General features: G+C 66.1%; 13 protein-coding genes. 7 read left to right on the forward strand and 6 right to left on the reverse strand.

Features of this window, described 5'->3' with window-relative positions; genetic code table 11:
- Positions 1-97: 97 nt before the first annotated feature.
- The 4 genes from AWJ14_RS21345 (at position 98) to glyS (ending at position 6,831) form a co-directional block, all read left to right on the forward strand.
- Positions 98-649 carry a LemA family protein gene (locus AWJ14_RS21345; RefSeq protein ID WP_066184475.1) on the forward strand — a complete coding sequence of 184 codons (552 nt, stop codon included), beginning with the start codon at positions 98-100 and terminating at the stop codon, positions 647-649.
- A gap of 115 nt (positions 650-764) precedes the next feature.
- Positions 765-2,027 carry a 3-phosphoshikimate 1-carboxyvinyltransferase gene (locus AWJ14_RS21350; protein ID WP_066184478.1) on the forward strand — a complete coding sequence of 421 codons (1,263 nt, stop codon included), beginning with the start codon at positions 765-767 and terminating at the stop codon, positions 2,025-2,027.
- Positions 2,028-2,030: 3 nt separating this feature from the next.
- A complete protein-coding gene (locus tag AWJ14_RS21355) occupies positions 2,031-3,953 on the forward strand; it encodes a DUF2207 domain-containing protein (protein ID WP_066184481.1) in 1,923 nt (640 codons plus the stop codon).
- 229 nt (positions 3,954-4,182) lie between these two features.
- Complete coding sequence (gene glyS, locus AWJ14_RS21360) at positions 4,183-6,831, forward strand: glycine--tRNA ligase subunit beta (RefSeq protein WP_083220422.1); 2,649 nt, start codon at positions 4,183-4,185, stop codon at positions 6,829-6,831.
- Positions 6,832-7,108: 277 nt separating this feature from the next.
- Here the strand turns inward: glyS and AWJ14_RS21365 are convergent, their stop codons facing one another.
- Together AWJ14_RS21365 and purD are read right to left on the reverse strand one after the other, a co-directional pair.
- Positions 7,109-7,657 carry a plant virulence effector HPE1-like domain-containing protein gene (locus AWJ14_RS21365; protein ID WP_066184486.1) on the reverse strand — a complete coding sequence of 183 codons (549 nt, stop codon included), beginning with the start codon at positions 7,655-7,657 and terminating at the stop codon, positions 7,109-7,111.
- A 118-nt stretch (positions 7,658-7,775) separates the two neighbouring features.
- Positions 7,776-9,047 (reverse strand): phosphoribosylamine--glycine ligase, encoded by a 1,272-nt coding sequence (gene purD, locus AWJ14_RS21370; RefSeq protein WP_066184674.1) that lies wholly within the window; start codon positions 9,045-9,047, stop codon positions 7,776-7,778.
- A gap of 279 nt (positions 9,048-9,326) precedes the next feature.
- Between purD and ubiA the strand changes: the two genes are divergently transcribed.
- On the forward strand, positions 9,327-10,301 hold the full coding sequence (ubiA, locus tag AWJ14_RS21375) for a 4-hydroxybenzoate octaprenyltransferase (protein WP_066184489.1): 975 nt from the start codon (positions 9,327-9,329) through the stop codon (positions 10,299-10,301).
- 58 nt (positions 10,302-10,359) lie between these two features.
- Here the strand turns inward: ubiA and AWJ14_RS21380 are convergent, their stop codons facing one another.
- The 4 genes from AWJ14_RS21380 to AWJ14_RS21395 all read right to left on the reverse strand — a co-directional run bounded on the left by AWJ14_RS21380 (position 10,360) and on the right by AWJ14_RS21395 (position 15,512).
- A complete protein-coding gene (locus AWJ14_RS21380) occupies positions 10,360-10,926 on the reverse strand; it encodes a DUF6101 family protein (RefSeq protein WP_066184494.1) in 567 nt (188 codons plus the stop codon).
- A gap of 184 nt (positions 10,927-11,110) precedes the next feature.
- Positions 11,111-12,544: an FAD-binding oxidoreductase gene (locus AWJ14_RS21385; protein WP_066184497.1), complete on the reverse strand. Its 1,434-nt coding sequence runs from the start codon at positions 12,542-12,544 to the stop codon at positions 11,111-11,113.
- Between the two features lie 190 nt (positions 12,545-12,734).
- Positions 12,735-14,279 carry a pilus assembly protein TadG-related protein gene (locus AWJ14_RS21390; RefSeq protein ID WP_171904918.1) on the reverse strand — a complete coding sequence of 515 codons (1,545 nt, stop codon included), beginning with the start codon at positions 14,277-14,279 and terminating at the stop codon, positions 12,735-12,737.
- A 261-nt stretch (positions 14,280-14,540) separates the two neighbouring features.
- Positions 14,541-15,512: an L-threonylcarbamoyladenylate synthase gene (locus AWJ14_RS21395; RefSeq protein ID WP_066184501.1), complete on the reverse strand. Its 972-nt coding sequence runs from the start codon at positions 15,510-15,512 to the stop codon at positions 14,541-14,543.
- A gap of 202 nt (positions 15,513-15,714) precedes the next feature.
- On the opposite strand from AWJ14_RS21395, the gene AWJ14_RS21400 reads away from it, so the two are divergent.
- A complete protein-coding gene (locus tag AWJ14_RS21400) occupies positions 15,715-16,752 on the forward strand; it encodes a GGDEF domain-containing protein (RefSeq protein WP_171904919.1) in 1,038 nt (345 codons plus the stop codon).
- A 199-nt stretch (positions 16,753-16,951) separates the two neighbouring features.
- Complete coding sequence (locus AWJ14_RS21405) at positions 16,952-18,733, forward strand: acyl-CoA dehydrogenase family protein (RefSeq protein ID WP_066184505.1); 1,782 nt, start codon at positions 16,952-16,954, stop codon at positions 18,731-18,733.
- Positions 18,734-18,766 lie beyond the last annotated feature (33 nt).

Raw genomic sequence — 18,766 nt, forward strand, 5'->3', positions numbered from 1 at the left:
GTGGATTTTCCCACCGAGTCTGCGTAAGGTCGTCGCCGCCGGCGGTTTGCGCCGGCAAGGGCGGAACAGGCGCGAATCCGGGAGTTGAACCATGGGAATGTGGATTGGTGTGGCGGTGCTCGCCGGCATCGCGATATATGCGGTCTCTCTCTACAACACGCTGGTCAAGAACCGGCAGATGGCGGGCGAGGGCTGGAGCGGCATCGATGTGCAGCTCAAGCGGCGCGCCGACCTCATTCCCAACCTGCTTGAATCGGTCAAGGGCTACATGGCCCATGAGCGGGAGCTGCTGGAAGAGGTCACGCGCCTGCGCGGCCAGGCGGTGGCCGGCCGGTCCGGGTCGCCCGAGCAGCGGGCGCAGGTCGAAGGCGCGCTTTCGGGCGCGCTCGGGCGGCTGATGGCGGTGGCCGAAAGCTATCCCGATCTCAAGGCCAGCGAGAATTTCAAGGAGTTCCAGCAGGCGCTGGAGGAAACCGAAAACGAAATCTCGATGTCGCGGCGCTACTACAACGGCGCGGTGCGCAATTTGAACGTGTCGGTGGAGTCCTTCCCCTCCAATCTCGTCGCGCGACAGTTCGGCTTCGTCAAAGCCGAGTATTTCGAACTCGAGAGCGAAGCCGACCGCGCGGTCCCGACCGTCAAGTTCTGACACCGCCGCAGCGGCGGTAAACCCTGGCCGCAAGGCCGTGGTCAAGAAAAGCAAGGCCGATACCCAAGGCCGGAATCCAGGCCGAGAATCAAGGCCAAGCATCCAGGAATGACCGATGACAACTGAAAAGCTCACGATCGTGCCGCCCGGGCACGCGCTTTCGGGCCGGGTTTTGCCGCCCGGATCGAAATCGATCACCAACCGCGCTTTGCTGCTGGCCGGCCTTGCGCAAGGCGAGAGCCGGCTCACGGGCGCGCTCAGGAGCGACGACACCCGCTACATGGCCGAGGCGCTGCGGGCGATGGGCGTGACGATCGACGAGCCGGAGGAGACCACCTTCGCCGTCACCGGCACCGGCGCGCTCGCCGTGCCCGCGCATCCGCTGTTTCTCGGCAATGCCGGCACCGCGGTCCGCTTCCTGCCGGCCGCCATTGCCGCGCTGGTCAAGGGGGAGGTGATCGTCGATGGCGACAGCCACATGCGCAAGCGCCCGATCCTGCCGCTGGTGAACGCCCTGTCTTCGCTCGGCGTCGACATTTCCGCGCCGACCGGCTGCCCGCCGGTCACGATTCGCGCCAAGGGCGGGTTCGCCGCCGACCGCGTGGTGATCGATGCCGGGCTGTCGAGCCAGTATGTCTCGGCGCTGCTGATGGCCGCGCCGCTCTTGGGCCGCCCCTTCAGCGTCGAGCTCGCCGGCGACGAGATCGGCGCGCGCGGCTATATCGACCTGACGCTCGCGGCGATGCGCGCGTTCGGAGCGGATATCGAGGAGGTCTCTCCCTCGGCCTGGAGGATCCGGCCGACGGGCTACCGCGCCACCGGTTTCCACATCGAGCCCGATGCCTCTGCCGCCACCTATCTGTGGGCCGCGGAAGCGCTGACCGGCGGCCAGATCGACATCGGCACGCCGGCGGCGGATTTCACCCAGCCCGACGCGAAAGCGTACCAGATGATTGCGACTTTCCCGCAGATGCCGGCCGAAATCGACGGCTCGCAGATGCAGGACGCCATTCCCACGCTCGCCGTGCTCGCCGCCTACAACGCGAGCCCGGTGCGCTTCACCGGCATCGCCAATCTCCGGGTCAAGGAGTGCGACCGCGTGCGGGCGCTGTCGCTGGGCCTCAATGGGATCCGCGAGGGCCTCGCGCGCGAGGAGGGCGACGACCTGATCGTCAGCGGCGATCCGGCCCTTTCGGGCCAGCGCCGCCCGGCCGAGATCGACACCTTTGCCGATCACCGCATTGCCATGAGCTTCGCGCTCGCGGGCTTGAAGACCTCCGGCATCACCATTCTCGACCCCAAATGCGTGGGCAAGACCTATCCCGGCTACTGGGATGCGCTGGCGTCGCTCGGGGTGCGCTACGAGACGGGAGACTGAGCGATGAGGCGCTTTGCCGGCCTGATGGTCGTCCTCGTCCTGTCGCTCGCAGCGAGCGCGGGCGCGTGGGCCGCCGAGGAAATCCGCAATTTCCGCGCCGACATCACCGTCAACGCCGATGCCTCGCTCGACGTCACCGAGACCATCACGGTCAATGCCGAGGGCTACGATATCCGCCGCGGCATCTTCCGCGACATTCCGGTGCGCGCGCTCGACGACTGGGGCCTGTGGTCCACCAACGGCCTCGAGATCCTGGAGGTGCTGCACGACGGCGAGGATACGGCGTTTCGCACCGAAACCCAGGGCCGCTTCCTGCGCATCTATATCGGCGATCCGGATGTGCTGATTGCCCGCGGCGAGCACACCTACACGATCCGCTACGTGACGACGCGGCAACTGCGCTATTTCGGGGACTACGACGAGCTTTACTGGAACGTCACCGGCAATTTCTGGAGTTTCCCGATTCTGAATGCCGAGGCGGTGGTGCACCTGCCGGAGGGCGCGCAGCCCTTGCAGGTGGAGGCCTATACCGGCGCCTATGGTGCGGAGACGCGCAACTACGCGGCTTCGAAAAGCGCCTCGAACGTCCGTGTCTCGCTGACCCGGCCGCTCGGTCCCGAAGAAGGCTTGACCATCGCCGTGGGCTTTACCCCGGGCGTGGTCGCGCCCGATGGTGCGGGCGCTGTCGCCTCTCTCACGGCCAATGCCGGCATCGCGCTCATCATTCTCGTCTGGCTCGGGGTGCCGATCTATCTCGTCAATCTCTGGAACCGGATCGGCCGCGATCCGCCCGCGCCGCCGATCATCCCGCTGTTTCATCCGCCGGAAAATCTTTCGCCCGCGGCGCTGTCGTTTGCCCATTTCAACGGCTTCCGCACCGGCCGCAAGGGCGTCGACATGCCGTTTGTCGCAGCGCTGCTGTCGCTCGGCGTCAAGCGCTTCCTCGTCATCGACGAGGACGAACGCAAGCGGGTGACGATCCGGCCCGGGCCGATGGCCACAGCGGCCGACCGGCCGGCGCTGCCCGGGGGCGAGGCGGCGCTGTTCAAGGGCCTGCTCGGCGGACGCCAGGAAATGGCCCTGACCAAGGCCAACGGCACCTCGTTGCAGTCCGCCGTCGCCGCCCTGCGCAGGGCGATCTCCAGCGAATACGAAGACCGGTACTACAAGTCCAATCTCGGCCGGGTGGTGCTGGTCGCGGTCGTGGCGGTTGCCGCGCTGATCGGCGGCATCGTGCTTCAGGATCCGCCGGAGGAGGGCATCCTCTACCTGATCCCGGTGCTGATGACCTCGCTGTTCGGCGGTGGCCTGGGTTTTGCGGGCTTCTCGCTGTGGCGCGAGCCCGGTCTTGGCAGCCGCATCCTGGGGCCGGGTTTGATGCTGCTCGGCGCCGCGGTTTTCCTGATCGGCGTGCTGGTGGTGCTCCCGGACGGTTTGCCGGTCTATCGGCTGGCCGGCGCGGTGCTGCTGGTCGGCATCGCCACCCTGATCGCGATGGTCTGGCTGATCGGCGCGCCCACCGAAACCGGCGCCAAGGTGCTCGCCGACATCAAGGGCTTCAAGCTCTATCTCGAAACGGCGGAGACCAACCGGCTCAACCTGCGCGACGCCCCGGAGCTCTCCGAAGAGCTGTTCGAGCGGTTCCTGCCCTATGCGGTGGGGCTCGGGGTGGAAAAGCCCTGGTCGGACGCCTGGGCGGCGCAACTCAAGCGCATCGCCCCGGAAGAGGCGCGCGCCTACCAGCCGCGCTGGTATCACGGCTCCTCCTGGTCGCCCGGCGACATCGGCCGCGCCGCCTCGACTTCCGTGGCCGCGGTCTCGGCCGCCATGGCCTCGTCGATGCCGCAACCGAAAAGCTCGTCGGGCTCGTCGGGCGGCGGTTTTTCCGGCGGCGGCGGTGGTGGCGGTGGCGGCGGTGGCTGGTAGAGCCGCACCGGATCGCGGTTTTTGCAGCGAGGGAAGGTGACTTTCGTCGCGTCCCTTGCTAAGCCGCGCTCATCCTTCCAATGACCGCGTGTGACACGATGCCCGACCTTTTGATCGAACTCCGCTCGGAAGAAATTCCTGCCCGCCCGCTCGCCCGCAACGGCGCAGCCGTGAGGACGGGCAAACTGAAAAATAGCATGCGCGCCTCGCTGAGTGTGGAGTCCAACTGATGCCCGACCTTTTGATCGAACTCCGCTCCGAGGAAATCCCTGCGCGCATGCAGCGCAAGGCGGCCGGCGACCTGCGCAAGGCCGTGACCGATGCGCTGGTCGATGCCGGGCTGACCTACGAGGCCGCGCGCGAATACTGGACGCCGCGCCGGCTCGCGCTCGACATCCGCGGGTTGACCGCGCGCTCGCGCGACGTGCGCGAGGAGATCAAGGGCCCGTCCACCAAGGCGCCGGAACAGGCGCTGGCGGGCTTCATGCGCAAGGCCGGGCTCACCGACATTTCCCAGGCGCATGTGCACAGCGATCCGAAGAAGGGCGACTTCTACGTGGCCCATATCTCGCGGCCCGGCCGCGACGCGGAAGAGATCATCGCCGATGTCATGCCCGGTATCATCCGCGGCTTCTCCTGGCCCAAATCCATGCGCTGGGGCGCGGCTTCGATGCCGAAGGGCTCAAGCTTCGGCGGCATTGACGGCAAGGGACCGGAAGCCCTGAAATGGGTGCGGCCGCTGCAGTCGATCGTCTGCACTTTCGGCCCGGAAACCGAGGAGCCGACCGTGATTTCGTTCGGGATCGACGGTCTCGTCGCCGGCAATGTGACCGCCGGCCACCGCTTCCACGCGCCCGAGAGCTTCACCGTGCGCCGGTTCGACGATTACGTCGACAAACTCGATCGCGCCCGCGTGATCCTCGACGCCGAGCGGCGCAAGGAGATCATTCTCGCCGACGCCAGGAACCTCGCCTTTGCCTCCGGCCTCGAACTGGTCGAGGACGAGGCGCTGCTCGAGGAGGTTTCGGGGCTGGTCGAATGGCCGGTGGTGCTGATGGGCGAATTCGAGGAAGAATTCCTCGAAATCCCCGACGACATCATTCGGCTGACGATCAAGACCAACCAGAAATGCTTCGTGCTGAGAAAGCCCGGCGGCGGGCTGTCGAACCGGTTCATCCTGGTCGCCAATGTCGAGGCCAGCGACGGCGGCGCCGAGATCGCCCGCGGCAACGGCAAGGTGGTGCGCGCGCGCCTCTCCGACGCCCTCTATTTCTGGAACACCGACCAGGCCAACCTGCCGGATCTTGGCGAGCTTCAGGCCTCGGCCGAAAAATTCGGTCTCGATCTCAACAAGCCGCTCGACCAGCGCATGGCCAAGCTCGACCATTTGGGCGTGACCTTCCACGCCAAGCTCGGGACGCAAGGCGAGCGCGTCGCCCGCATTGCGAAACTGGCGGAAGAACTGGCGCCGGTGGTGGCGCACTCTTCAACCTCCCCCGTGAGGGGAGGTCGGAGCGAAGCTCCGGGTGGGGGTGATGCCTCGTCTTCGGCGGATGTCGCGCAAGGGGGAGGGGAGCAGATCGCCCAACTCGCCCGTCGTGCGGCGGTGCTCGCCAAGGCGGATCTGACCACTGAAGTGGTCGGCGAATTCCCTGAACTGCAGGGCGTGATGGGCCGCATCTATGCAGGGCTGCAGGGCGAGGATGCATCCGTGGCGCTTGCCGCCGAGCAGCACTACAAGCCGCAAGGCCCCTCCGACGAGGTGCCGACCGACCCGGTATCCATCGCCGTCGCGCTCGCCGACAAGCTCGACACGCTGGTCGGCTTCTGGGCCATCGACGAAAAGCCCACCGGCTCCAAGGACCCCTTCGCGCTTCGCCGTGCGGCGCTGGGCGTGATCCGGATTCTGGTGGAGAATGGGGTGCGGATGAATTTGCTTCCTACATTTAAATCCCCCCAAGCGGCACTCTTGATTTGGGGCCTTAGACGCTTTGACGACTACCGCTTTTTATTGTCTAGGTATGACGCACAATATGATCGGGCACCGCAGCCAAATCTGGGAGATAGAGTGTATTATGATCTTCTGAATGGCGATGGTTTTCTTGATGAGCATTATTCTGCAATCAGCTTGGCCCAAGCGGGTAATCCAGATCTGGGCGGAGGTGCTGATGAAGAGGAATATGCAATCAGAGAAAGCTCTTACGCCCAAGCATTCCAAAGGCTTGAGCAGATTCAGCATTTGATGGTTCATATTTGGTTCGAAAGTACTGGGCGCGGGGACGCCCCAACGGGGTTCGAAGCTTATCTTTTGGCGGCGCAGGAAATCGATTGGCTCGATCAAAGGTTCGACTATGTTGCATCGGACCTCCTTTCCTTCTTTCACGACCGCCTGAAAGTCTATCTGCGCGACCAGGGCGCGCGGCATGACCTGATCGACGCGGTGATCACGCCCGCATCCGACGACCTGCTCGACATCACCCGCCGGGTCTCGGCGCTGGGCGCATTCCTCGACACCGAGGACGGCAAGAACCTATTGGCCGGCGCCAAGCGCGCGGCCAATATTCTCGCCGCCGAGGAGAAGAAGGGCACGCGGGTTGCCGAAAGCGTCGATCCGGCGCTGTTCGAGCTTGAGGCAGAAAAGGTGCTGCATGCGGCGGTCACCTCCTCTGTGGAGGCCGCCACGACGGCGATTGCCGAGGAAGACTATGCCGCGGCGATGGCGGCACTTGCAGCGCTGCGCGCGCCGGTCGACGCCTTCTTCGAAGCCGTGCTCGTCAATGCCGAGGACGAGGCGGTGCGCGCAAATCGCCTCGCGCTGCTCGCCATGATCCGCGAAGCCACGGGTGCCGTCGCCGATTTCTCGAAGATCGCCGGCTGAGCGGCTGCCGGCGGCTTGACCGCCGGCGAAACGCTGCGCAACCTTCCAGGCCTTGCCCGCAACGGCCAGAGCCGGCGCCCCTGGAGGTGGGAGCCGGCTCCGTGTGCCATCGCGTGGTCCGGTCGGGGACTTGCGGGGCACGGACGGTGTGGGGCCGTCCGTTGTGAATGGTCCGGATGCAGGGCCTGCAAGGGGCGGGAACCTCGGTCGCCTCCGGACATGATGTCAAACCGGCCGATCCGGCCTTGCCGGTGGGGCCGTGGGCGCGGCAAGCGCCCTAGTTGAGCCGGAGTTCGTAGGCCGACGGATCGAACGGCTTCGCCATCTCTGCCAGCGCCGAGGTCCGGGTGTCGGTGTCGACCGGCGGAGCGGTCGTGGCGATCGCCGGCTCGACCAGCGGCGGCTCGGCTGGGGCCTCCGTCACCACCGGCGGCAGGAAGGGTGTCGCGGCGATTGCCTTCGGCGTGGCCGGAATTTCGGTTGCGACGCTCTGGCCCGGCTTCGGGGCGGCCACGCCGAGCGCCACCAGATCGGCTTCGCTCGCCTTGCTGACCATGGTGACGGGCGAGCCGCCACGCAGGTTTTCGGTGCGGTAGATCTTCATCTCGCCGTCGACATTGCGGATTTCGACGATCTGCTCGCCGGGCGCGAGCCGGACCTGGGTTGCCTCGGCCTTTTTTGCCTTCTCCGCCTGCGCGCAGGCCGGGCATCCGATTTCGAGGATGCTGGTGCGTGCGCCGCCGGTCGGCGCGAACTGCTCGATCGAGCCGGCGCTGGCAGCGCCTGCGCTTGCGCAGATGGTCGCGGCAATCAACAGTCTCAGCATGGCGCATACTCCCGTTTCAGCCGGTCCGCCCGGAGGCGGAATATCCGGCTTTGGTGAATGCACCCTAGCAGCGGGCCGTTACGATCCGGTTCTTGGAAGCGGTAAACGAAGAGTTAAATCAGGCTTTCTCGCGCGCGACCGCGCGCCAGCCGATGTCGCGGCGGCAAAACCCGTTGTCCCAGGCGACAGCGTCGACAGCGGCATAGGCCTTCGCCTGCGCGTCCGCCACCGACTGGCCGAGCGCGGTGACATTGAGCACGCGCCCGCCGGTGGCAACCAATGTGCCGTCCTTCATTGCGGTGCCGGCATGAAACACCTTCGTGTCGGCGGTTTCCGCGGGCAGGGCGGTGATCGGCGTGGGTTTCTCGTAGGACCCCGGATAGCCCTTGGAGGCGAGCACCACCGTGAGCGCGGTCTCCTCGCGCCAGTCTGCGCTCGCCTTGTCGAGCGTGCCGGTCGCCGCGGCATGAAGCAGCTCGAGCAGGTCGTTCTTCAGGCGCATGAACACCACCTGGCATTCCGGATCGCCGAAGCGCACATTGTATTCAATGAGCTCCGGCCCCTTGTCGGTAATCATCAGCCCGGCAAAGAACACGCCCTGGAACGGCATGCCTATCTCCGCCATGCCGCGCATGGTGGGTTCGATGATCTCCTTCATGGTGCGCTCGACCATCTGCGGCGTCATCACCGGCGCCGGCGAATAGGCGCCCATGCCGCCGGTGTTGGGGCCGGTGTCGCCGTCGCCCACGCGCTTGTGGTCTTGGGCGGTGGCGAGCGGCAGCAGCGTCTTGCCGTCCGAGAGGCAGAAGAAGCTCGCCTCCTCGCCGTCGAGATAGGCTTCCACCACCACTTCCGCGCCCGCATCGCCAAACGCGCCCTCGAAGCAGTCGTCGATGGCGGCCAGCGCCACGTCGAGCGTCATCGCCACCGTCACGCCCTTGCCGGCGGCCAGCCCGTCGGCCTTGATGACGATCGGCGCGCCCTGCTGGCGCACATAGGCCTTGGCCTTGGGCGCGTTGTTGAAGCGCTGGTAGGCGCCGGTTGGAATGCCGAACCGGGCGCAGATATCCTTGGTGAAGCCCTTCGAGCCTTCGAGCTGTGCTGCGGCGGCGGAAGGGCCGAACACGGCGATGCCGGCCGCGCGCAGCGGATCGGCCAGGCCCGCCACCAGCGGCGCTTCCGGCCCGACGATGACGAGACCGATCTCCTTGTCGCGGCAGAAGCGGATGACGGCTTCGTGGTCGCCCGCATCGAGATCCTGCACCGCCGCATGCTCGGCGATCCCGGGATTGCCCGGCGCCGCGTAAAGCGTCCCGAGCAGCGGCGACTGGGCGATCTTCCAGGCAAGCGCATGCTCGCGGCCGCCCGACCCGATCAACAGCACATTCATCATCGGCATTCTCCACACGCGCGGGGTTGGGACAGGCGGCAGCGCCCGTTGGCACCGGGTTAGGAAAACATCGCCGCAGGGTCAAGCGCGGAACCGCCGTTGCGGCGCGGGGTACACACCCAAACGCATCGCTGCCGCCTGCCGGTGCCGGGAGAGAGCTGTGCAGGCTGGTCCGACGTAGGCCAGGGTGCCCCGGGGGCTGCGGCTTAAGCTCCCATTCCGCCAGGCTGCGGCCGCAGCCGTCTTGACCGGTCCTGCTTCGGGTGGCAACAGTCGGACATGCCGCACACACATGATCCCCTGACTGACAAACACGCCCGCGTCGCCGATGCGCCCTCGGGCAACTGGGTTTACCGCGTCCTGCCGCGCGCCTTGTGGCCCCATGCCCAGCTCGCCCGCTGGGACCGGCCGATCGGCTGGCAGTTGTTGATGTGGCCCTGTTTCTGGTCGGCGGCGCTTGCCGCCAATGTCGCCAGCGCCGAGACCAATATCGACACGGTCTGGTATCCCACGCTCACGCTCTGGCACCTCGTCCTGTTCATGGTCGGCTCGATCGCCATGCGCGGCGCCGGCTGCACCTGGAACGATCTGGTCGATTACCGCATCGACGCCAAGGTGGCGCGCACCCGCTCGCGGCCCTTGCCCTCGCGGCGGATTTCGCGGACCGCCGCGGCAGCCTTCCTGGTCGTCCAGGCGCTGGTGGGCCTATTGGTGCTGGTGCAGTTCAACAGCTTCTCGATCGCGCTCGGCATCGCCTCGCTCGGCGTCGTCGCGATCTATCCCTTCGCCAAGCGCTTCACCGACTGGCCGCAGTTCTTCCTGGGACTGGCCTTTTCCTGGGGCGCGCTGATGGGTTGGGCGGCGGTCTTCGCCGATCTCGCCTGGCCGCCGGTGCTGCTCTATGTCGGGGCGATTGCCTGGACCATCGGTTACGACACCATCTATGCCCACCAGGACAAGGAGGACGACGCGCTGGTCGGCGTGCGCTCCACCGCGCGCCTGTTCGGCGAACGCACCAAGCTGTGGCTGGTCCTGTTCTACGGGCTGTTCACCGCCATGGCGCTTGCGGCCTTCTGGCTCGCCGCAGTGTCCTGGCCCGCCTATGCCGGCCTCGCCGCGGCGGTGGCCCTGCTGGCCTGGCAGATCCGGGTTCTCGACATCGACGACGCCGACCAGTGCCTCAAGCTGTTCAAGGCGAATCACCATGTCGGCATGATCGTGTTCGCGGGCCTGATCCTGGCCATAGTCCTGTAACGAAAAGCCCGGCCACTCCCAAGGAGCGGCCGGGCCTGAAACAAGCCGGTATTCCGGTTCAGCGGCGGGCGATGATCTCGCGGCCTTCGATCTTCATGCGGATACCCATGGTGCCGGTCGAGCGGCGCACCAGGAAGCGCGGCCGGCGATCGGCGATCTGGTGATGCCGACGGCGGCGCGAGGGAGCCGTGCCCGCGCACCGGTCGGTGCCGTCCTCGAGCGGCCGGGCCACGCCGTCGGCTTCCACCATCAGCATCGGCAGGCCGTAGAGATCGGACCAGGCGCGCCAGTCGGCGGCGATGTCGCCGAGGTCATGGGCGACCAGCAGCGGCACGCACAGCGCAAGATCGGTATGGTGCAGTTCCAGGGTCACGGTCACCGTGCCATCGCCGTGGTCGATGGCCCGCGCGGCCACGCCCTTGAAGGCGCGCGCCGGCAGCGCGATCGACAGCGGCAGCCCCGACTTCGTCAGGACCTTGCGAATGACGGCACCGCGATTGTCGAGCGTCACGGACACTTCGTCGCGTTCGTCGCGCGCCGCATAGGACACGCGTTGCGGGAAAATGCCCGGGTCGAGCCGTAGCTCATATCCTGCCCAGACGGGCTTCGAAACGGTGTTGGTCATCTTATACGCCTCTGTAACTCTTGAGAGCCGGTGATCCGGTCTTCTCATTCGGGGCTTTTCGCCCTCTCACAGGAGGCACAATGACCGATGGCCGTTTTCGACGGCTTAAAAATTTGGGTTAAGAAAAGCTATGCGCCGGAAATGGTTAGCAGAACACGACTGTCCCATTACCATTTTGGAAAGGTTACCGGGCGGCAAGGACCTTGTTCGGGTTCATGATGCCGTGCGGGTCGAGCGCGTCCTTGATGCGGCGCATCAGCGCGATTTCTACCGGCGACCGGATCGCGGCCAGTTCATCGCGCTTGAGTTGTCCGATGCCGTGCTCGGCCGAGATCGAGCCGCCGAGGTCGAGCACGATCGCGTGCACGATGGCGTTCATTTCGCCCCAGCGCGCGAGAAAGGCCTCGGTGTCCTCTCCCGGCCCCTGCGAGATGTTGTAGTGAATGTTGCCGTCGCCCATGTGCCCGAAGGCGACCACGCGCGCACTCGGCATGGCGGCGGCCACCGCGCGGTCGGCAAGGGACAGGAATTCGGGGATCCTGGCCACCGGCACCGAGACGTCGTGCTTGATCGAGCCGCCTTCGGGACGCTGCGCCCAGGACATCGATTCCCGCAGGTGCCAGAAGCCCTGGCGCTGGGCCTCGTTTTCGGCGGCCGCGGCATCGCGGATCAGCCCCGCCTCGTCGGCAGCGACGAACAGCCCTTCGAGCATCGCGCGCGCCGCCTCCTGCGACTGCCCCGAGGAAATGTCGATCAACACATACCAGGGATGCGGCTCGGCCAGCGGGTCGCGCACGCCCTCGATATGTTTCGTGGTGAATTCGATGCCGATGCGCGGCATCAGCTCGAACCCGGTCAGCAAGGGTCCGCAAAAATCCTGGGCCAGGCGGAACAGCTTGAGCGCGGTTTCCGGGCTGTCAATGCCTGCGAAGATGGCTTCGTGCCCGCGCGGCTTGGGGAACAGCTTGAGGACGGCCGCCGTGATCACGCCGAGCGTACCCTCGGCGCCGATGAACAGGTCCTTGAGATCGTAGCCGGTGTTGTCCTTCTTGAGGGACCTGAGCCCGTCCCAGATCTCGCCGTCGGGCAGCACCACCTCGAGCCCCAGGCAGAGCTGGCGCATGTTGCCGAAGGCGAGCACGGCGGTGCCGCCGGCATTGGAGGAGAGATTGCCGCCGATCTGGCAGGACCCTTCCGAGCCGAGCGACAGCGGGAACATGAGGCCGTGTTCGCCCGCCGCTTCATGTGCCTTGGCGAGCACCACGCCGGCTTCGGCGACCATGGTCTGGCCGACCGGGTCGATCGCGCGGACGGCGTTGAGGCGGCTGAGCGACAGCACGATCGCGCCCTGGCCGGGCATCGGCGTCTGACCGCCCACAAGCCCGGTATTGCCGCCCTGCGGCACCACGGGTGTGCGCGTTTCGTTGGCGAGCTTGAGGATCGCCGAGACCTGCGCGGTGTCGGCGGGCCTCAGGACCAGCGGGCTTTCACCGGCGAACTTGCCCCGCAACTCGACGAGATAGGGGGCAATGTCGCTCTCTCCGGTCAGGGCATGGCGCTCACCGGTAATGGCTGCGAAACGGGAAATCAGCGAGGAATCGATCAGGGGTGCGGTCATCGTCGAGATCTAGCCTCGCAACCGCTGCAAGTCGAGAGCCCGGCGCCCGCTCAAGCGTCCGCTCCGCAGAGGGAGGACGGGGACGCCGGATCCATGTCCCGGAGCAGGCCGGTCGTGTTCAGGGGAGCCCCGGCGCTCCCCACCCGGCAAACGGCGTCCGGGGCCGGCCCGTGACCGGCCCCGCAGAGTGTCAGTTGCTGATGCGGACGCCTGCCACAGACTGCCCGATGGCCGAAAAGGCCTTCTTCAGCGAGACCACGTCCTTGGCCATGAAGAAGTTGTCCTTGCGGCTGGCGCAGTTGGAGAAAAGGTTCACGACCGAGGACGCGCTGGTCTTGTAGAGCACCGTGTAGATTTCGATGCCGAGCTTCTTGATGTCGGCGCACATGTTGGCGGTCGAGCTGTTCAGATAGGATTCCGCACTCGACTGCGTGGTGGCCGAGTTGATGCGGCCGTCGCTGAGAAATCCATAGGAACCGTAGTCCGATTTGTTGATGGTCTTTTCCGATCCGAACGAGACATTGGTGCCGTCGGTCATGATCACCAGGATTTTCGAGGCGGCATCCCGGTCATAGGGGACAGCCTGGGTATAGGGGGCTTCGGGCGAAAGAACCCGCCATCCCCATGCCAGGCCTTCCGCAATATTGGTGCCCGATCCGTTCCAGTACTGCATGGCATCGATGCCGGAGCGCACTTTGTCCATCTCGCCAGTCAGCGGCACGATCGGTGTCGGGCAGGCGCGGTTGGGACCCAGGGTCAGGGGCCCGGAGAGGTCTCTGTGGTTGGCGACGACGGGGTGCTGCGTCTTGTATTTTCTGGTCGAGCGCTGAACCGTCGCGTCATCCCCGGATGCGTCGTCATCGAGCCAGGAGTTGTTGAATTCCTTGCCTTCGTTGCCTCCCTGTTTCATCTGTCCGCCGGGTTCGTCGGGCGCGAAATACGGCACGAACAAGGTGTCGGGATTGTTGGCGTTGGGCGGGGTGGTGCTCGTGTTGTAGGGTGCCGGCCGTGCTTCCACGCATCCCTTCCAAGTGGTTCCCGACCACCCGAACAGTCGCATATGATGCGGGTACTGGTCGGCGCCGAAATCGCCGGTGTTGTTTCCGTTGGCCTTTCGCTTCGTCCTTTGGGTGCTGGTCAGGAATGTCCAGCCATTGTAAAGCGATCTGCCGTCCTCATCGATCCAGGTCTTGCTGAAACCGTCGCCCTTCACATTCACGGCGGTGACGAAGGGGATGAGGCCGACCTTGAGGCTCTGCTGGTCCGTGTTGATGCTGCCAAGGGCGTCCAGCAGGGCATGCGACGCGTCCTTCAGGGCCGAAATGCCGCCCGATCCCATCGAGCCGGTGTTGTCGAGGGCAATCGCGATCTCGATGCTTCGTGTCGAGAAGGTCGTCGACGCCACCACCGAAACCGTGTTCGGCATCATCTTTCCCATGAAGAGCAGCGGAACACGTGCTGTCGCGCCGCCATCGGTGCGAATGAAGTTCACGCCGGCGGTCTGGCTGACTGTCTGATCCACCAGAGTAAGATGGCGGTTGGTTGCCAGTTGGGCGTTGAGGGCGTCGCGGAAGATGTCGGAGCGATCCTGTTCCGTGACATCCTTGCGGGAGACCGTGAGAATCGCCGCATCGATGGCGTTTTGAAGTTCCGACTTCGCGCTCGACAGGTTGACATAGTCGACGGCCAGCCCTGCGGATGCGAACAGCACCGGCAGCAAGATGGCGCTGATCATGGCAAAGTTGCCGTCTTTGCCGGTCACGAATCTTGACAGCAACGGATGTGTTGCAACCATCTTTTTCGCCTTTGCGTTGGGCCCCGGTGCTGGCCAGGCCTTTTTAAATCCAGCGAAAACTAGCAGCCTGCGGTAAAGCCAAACTTAAGGACTGGCCATCGCCGTCTCCGCGGCCGCGCAAACGGAGAGGCTGGTTAACGAAAACTGGCTGGCAGTCGCCCGGCAAAGGGGAATGGCCCGGCAGCACCGGCGCGGACGATCTCAGGGCCGCGGTGCGGCCGCCCGTTCCAGCCGGTCGTTGATCGCTTCGCCGAGCCCGTGGGCGGGCACCGGCGCCACCGCGATGGCGCTGGCGCCGGAGGCATCCGCGCGCTTGAGAAAGTCGAACAGGTTGGCTGCCGCCTCGCGCAGGTCGCCGGCGGGCGACAGGTTGAACACGGCATGCGCGCGATCTTCCCCCGCAACCGGCGCTTCGCCGAAGCGGATCAGCGCCTCGCCGGGGCGGACATCGGCGGCGTTGAGCCGCACCGCCGCCTGCGGCGCGTAATGCGAGGTGAGCATTCCCGGCGCGATCACGGCCTCGCCGGGCTGAGGCTGCTGCCGTTCGACCGCTAACCCTGCGATTTCCTCGATCGCCTCGGCGGCAATCCCGCCGGGCCTGAGCAGCCTGAGCCTGCCGTCCTCCACCGCCACGATGGTCGATTCCACCCCGATCGGGCAGCGTCCGCCATCGAGGATCAGGCCGATGCGCTCGCCCAGATCTTCGGCCACGTGCTCGGCCGAGGTCGGGCTCACCCGGCCCGAGCGGTTGGCGCTCGGGGCTGCGAGCGGCCGGCCGAAAGTGGCGATCAGTTCCCGCGCGAAGCCTTGCGGCATCCGCACGGCGGCGGTCGCAAGCCCGGCGGTCGCGAGCGGATGGATCGCGCCGGAAGGCTCAAGCGGCAGCACCAGCGTCAGCGCGCCCGGCCAGAAGGCCCGGGCCAGCTTCTCCGCGAGCGGCGAGAACCGCACATGCGCCCGCGCCATGTCGATGTCGGACACATGCGAAATCAGCGGGTTGAAGCGCGGCCGCCCCTTGGCCTCATAGATCGCGGTGATGGCGCCGGGATGGGTGGCGTCCGCCGCAAGCCCGTAGACCGTCTCGGTCGGCACGGCCACGGGCTCGCCGCGACGCAGTGCGTCGCAAGCCTGCGTCAGGGTGTCGGGATCGAGGGTCGAAAGGATGCGCGCCATGGGATGTCCGTTGATCGCGAGAGCCTCTATCAGGCGCGCCGCGCGGACGCAACAAAGCCGGTTTTCCGCTTTCTTCGGACAAAGTGACGGGGTCGTTCAAATTGCAGCAATGCGGTTATCCGGCAAATAACTTTTCTCGGGCAGAGGACAAATATGCGACTTTCTTGATGAGTGTGCCGGGATGAACAAACAGAATTCTGCCGTGACGTCCGTTGGGCTTCGCGTGGCGACGGTGATGTTCCAGATGGGCATCGACGGCCTGCCGCGGAATTACGAACTCGTCTACGAGGCCTATTCCGGCAACAATCCCGAACTCACCAAGGGCTTCATTGCCATCGGCAAGCACAAGACCCAGAAGGCGCTCGACGAACTGGGACGCAAGTTCCTGCCGCACCACCACGAGGAATCCGTGGCGGCGCGCACCAATGAGCGCATGCGCACGGAGATCACCAGCTTCATCGGGCTTCTGGAGGAGGAGCAGTCCTCGCTCTCCGACTACTCGAAGATCATCGACGAAGCCTCGCGCAGTTTTTCAACTGACGGCGAGATCGACCGCGAGACGCTGAGCCGGTCGATCCAGCAGTTGAGCATGGCGACCGAACGGCAGGCGTCGAAAAGCGAGGCGTTGGTCGCGGTCGCCGCCGAGCAGGCCGCGGCGCTCGAGGAGGTCAAGTCCGACATCGACAATTTCGAGCGGATGAAATTCGTCGATCCGCTGACCGGACTTGCCAACCGCCGGGCCTTCAACAAGGCCGTCGCCCGTGTCTACTCCAATCCGGATCTGCCGATGATGTGCGGCCTCGCCTTCGTTGAGATCGACGATTTCCAGCGCTTCAACGCCAAGGGCGCGGGCGACCACGCGATCCGCCATGTCGGCCAGCTGTTCCAGGGCGCGAACCGGGAGGGGGAATTCATCGCCCGGCTCGACGGCAACCGCTTCGCCTTCCTGGTCAACAGCGCGGCGGAAGACGAGATCATGCGCGTCATCGACCGGATGCGCGCGGCTGCGGCCATGAGGCCCGTCATCATTTCCGACAACGGCACCGGGCTCGGCAATGCGACGCTGTCGATCGGCGTGGCGATGTCGACGATCGCCGACAACGCCGCGCGCCTGATGGGATTTGCCGAGCAGGCGCTGGCGGCCTCCGAGAAGGAGGGCGGCGACAGGGCGACGCTGTTCTCGCGCAATGCCCCGGCCTCGGCCGGAGAGCAAAAGGGCTGGATGATCTACAAAGCCTGATCTGAGCCCGGCTTTCAAGCCGCGCAGGCGCGGCGGCCCGGCCGCCGGCGCGGTGCGCAGCCCGCCCCGGTCCGGCTGTGCGACGCGAAAAATCCTTGAACAAACCCCATCTATGAATTTGACGCTTACGTAAAAACCACTTAGCCATGCGCATGGAGTTATGCCGCCAAGGAGGGCGGCCAGCAGGCAGGAGACCCACATGTACCGTGCGCCCGTAGAGGAAATCGCCCACACGCTCAAATCAGTCACGGGCTTCGGCAAGGCGCTCGACGCCGGCCGGTTCGGTGATCTGGGCGAGGATCTGGTCGACGCCATCCTGGCCGAGGCCGGCCGCTTCGCCTCCGACGAGATCGCACCGTTGAACGAGATCGGCGACACCGAGGGCGCGAAGCTCGACGACGGCGTCGTCACCACGCCTGCGGGCTGGAAGCAACTCTATCGCAGCTGGATCGACGGCGGCTGGAACGGCCTGACCGGGCCGGAAGATTTCGGCGGCCAGGGCCTGCCGATGCTGATGTCGGTGGCGGCACTGGAGATGTGGAATTCCGGCTCGCTCGCCTTCGGAATCGGCCCGACGCTGACCATGGGCGCGGTCGAGGCGCTGGAAAAGCATGCCTCCGACGAGCTCAAGGCCAAATATCTCGAAAAGCTCGTGACCGGCGAATGGATGGGAACGATGAACCTGACCGAGCCGCAGGCGGGCTCGGATCTCAACGCGCTCAAGGCGCGCGCCGAACCGGTGGGCGACGGCACCTACCGCATCTTCGGCCAGAAGATCTTCATCACCTATGGCGAGCACGACTTCACCGACAACATCATTCATCTGGTGCTGGCGCGGCTGCCGGATGCGCCGGCGGGCACCCGCGGCATCTCGTTGTTCCTGGTGCCGAAATTCTTCGTCGGCGACGACGGTTCGCTCGGCGCGCGCAACGATGTGTTCTGCTCGGGCCTCGAACACAAGCTCGGCATCCATGCCTCGCCCACCTGCACCATGATCTATGGCGACGGCAAGTTCGGCGACGAGCCCGGCGCCATCGGCTGGCTGATCGGCGAGGAAAACCGCGGCCTCGCCTGCATGTTCACGATGATGAACAATGCCCGCCTCGCCGTCGGCATGCAGGGCGTCGCGGTGGCCGAAACCGCCACCCAGAAGGCGATCGCCTATGCGAAGGAGCGCACTCAGGGCCGCGCCCCGGGCTTTTCGGGCGAAGGCATGAGCCCGATCATCCAGCACCCCGACGTCGCGCGCATGCTGATGACCATGAAGGCGCTGACGCAGGGCGCGCGCGCCATCTGCTATTCGTGCGCCGAGGCGCTCGACATGGCGCGGCTCACCGAAGGCGACGAGGCCAAGGCCTGGTCCGAGCGCGCGAGCCTGATCACCCCGATCGCCAAGGCCTTCTCCACCGATATCGGCATGGAAGTGGCCTCGCTCGGCGTACAGGTGCATGGCGGCATGGGCTTCATCGAGGAGACCGGCGCCGCCCGGCTGCTCCGCGATTCCCGCATCGCGCCGATCTATGAGGGCACCAACGGCATCCAGGCGATCGATCTGGTCACCCGCAAGCTGCCGCTCTCGGGCGGCGACACGGTCGCCCGGCTGATTGCCGAGTTCAAGGCCGACGCGGAAGCCGCGCGTGCGGACAATTCCGGTGCGCTCGCGGGCGTCGCCGACCGGCTCGAGGCGGCGATCGCCGATCTCGAAGCTGCCACCGCCTATATGCAGGCGGCCCTTGCCGAGGGCCGGCAGCCCGACGCACTGACCGGCGCCACGCCCTATCTGCGGCTGTTCGGGTTGACCGCGACGGTGGCGCTCGTCGCCCGCGGCGTGCTGGCGGATGCGCAGGCGCCGCAAGCCGCGGCCCGCGCGGCGCTCGCCCGCTTCGCCGCCGCCAATTTCGCCCCCGAAACCGCCGGGCTTCTGGCCGCCGCCACCGAGGGCGCCGCAAGCCTTAAGGGTGCCGAAGCGGCGCTCGCCTGATCAAGCAGTGGCCGGTGTCTCCGGCGCGATCCT

This window comes from Parahoeflea olei, assembly GCF_001703635.1.
GTDB lineage: Bacteria > Pseudomonadota > Alphaproteobacteria > Rhizobiales > Rhizobiaceae > Hoeflea > Hoeflea olei.